1 protein-coding gene and 1 pseudogene are annotated in these 1,287 nt (G+C 45.9%); one reads left to right on the forward strand and one right to left on the reverse strand.

Features of this window, described 5'->3' with window-relative positions; genetic code table 11:
• Window positions 1–259 precede the first annotated feature (259 nt).
• Window positions 260–391: pseudogene (locus N4G42_RS25400) on the forward strand (IS481 family transposase); the annotation flags it as partial.
• Window positions 392–813: 422 nt separating this feature from the next.
• On the opposite strand, the gene N4G42_RS25405 reads toward N4G42_RS25400, so the two are convergent.
• Window positions 814–1,287: HNH/endonuclease VII fold putative polymorphic toxin (locus N4G42_RS25405; protein WP_260669170.1), on the reverse strand; the 474-nt coding region annotated here is incomplete at its 5' end.

A 1,287-nucleotide genomic window follows, 5' to 3' on the forward strand; every position in this document is an offset into this window, starting at 1 on the left:
GCACACCTCGCAAAACGAGGTCTAGGCTGAAGTCCCTTGTGTGCCAGTTCAAGGGATGGCTTGTCGTTACGACTGGGTTTCCAGTGTGGCCCAGTATTGCGCCTTCGCCGTTGATGATTTGGAGAGTTTTTGGTTTTCAGCGCACTTGGGTAGAGCACTGGCCGCTATCGTTTTGATTCCTGGATCTGCTGCGTCGGCTCTTCGGTGGCTCCAGCCCCCCTTGCTCCGTGCCGGCCCCGCTAGCATGACGGCGCGCCAGCGGTGGATAACCTTGTACAACCACCAGTTGCCACAGTCAGCACTGGACGGCAAGACACCTATCCTGGCTATCAAGCAGTGGTATCAAGAGGGGCCGGATGTGTATCCCAACCGACCATATGATCGTCCGTGATACGACAGTTAGCCACTCTAGTCCGTAGGCGTATCGATATATACATCGCAACCTTGAAAAATCAAATATTCAAGCGAAAGATTTATCTCGAAATTTCTATCGGCTTGGCAAATTTCAAGAATTTTATCTTTCATTTTCACAAAACAAGGTGCATAGCTTAAAAAATGATGATTTTTCACAATGACGTCACCTGCCGTTTTTCCAAGAAGACTTATGACCACGACATTATAATCATCACCCCACAATCCCCATTTTTCAACTTCAATGACTGGCTTTGTTTTTATATGAACCCCCAACAAAATTCCGCCATTTACATCTAGGGAAATTTGACCGAAAAAAATCTCATCACCGAATCCATTTGGAAATATTTTTCTTAAAAATTGATTTTTTGAATAAATTCAATTAAATCAATATTCGAATTTTTAGAAGTTGTAATGTACATGAGTTCCTTTGACATCTCCAGTTCTAGTGTTCGCTATCGGCCGCACATTAAAATGTGGCTCCGCACCATGACCCTTTGTGGTTTTTGTATGCCCAAGGCCGTGCTCTTGAATAACAACTGATTTTCCGTCTTTAGTGGTGTAGTGATACTCTCGCGCTGTAACAGGTTGTCCCTTCGAATTAAAAATTGTGTTTCCTCTACCGTCATCAAGTTGATCTCTAGTAATTTTGATCGGCTGCTGACTATTAGGGATGCCAGCATCTCTCTTTGCTTGGCGTAGTGCATCTCTTCGACTAACGCCGTCATAACTCGTCTTCTTATTTGGTGTGGTTCCAGCCCCGCATTCCCTTGACCATCCCCAAGGATCAATCCAGCTAATCGGGTTAGGCGCATACTGGTGTAGGTTCCATCCGCCCGACAGCCCAATCGGATCCGGCGTCGTAAACGCCCCCAG

The sequence above is a fragment of the Acidovorax sp. K2F genome (assembly GCF_025246485.1).
Taxonomy (GTDB): Bacteria; Pseudomonadota; Gammaproteobacteria; order Burkholderiales; family Burkholderiaceae_C; genus Acidovorax; species Acidovorax delafieldii.